We start from the raw sequence: 261 nt of genomic DNA on the forward strand, positions 1-261 counted from the left end.
CGCCCGAGATGATGATCTTGGCAGAAGTCAGTTCCGGACGATCGGAATCCGAAAGCTTGTTTTCAACAAAGCTCGACAGCGCCGGATCAGCAGCCGCATTGATGCTTTCAACTAGAGCCGAACCGCCCTCAGCTGTTGCCGAGAAAGAAGCCGTACGAACGGTGATGACCTTCTTGGCATCAGTAGACTGCACGGTCTGGATCGCATTGCCCGCATAGATCGGACGCTTGAAGGTGTCAGCGGACACAACTTCCATGATTT

At 53.6% G+C, this 261-nt stretch carries 1 pseudogene; it reads right to left on the bottom strand.

From position 1 onward, the window contains the following. Positions 1–261: pseudogene (locus tag QSJ70_RS27550) on the bottom strand (electron transfer flavoprotein subunit alpha/FixB family protein); the annotation flags it as partial.

This window comes from Brucella sp. NBRC 12950, from assembly GCF_030268145.1.
In the GTDB taxonomy this organism is placed as follows: domain Bacteria; phylum Pseudomonadota; class Alphaproteobacteria; order Rhizobiales; family Rhizobiaceae; genus Brucella.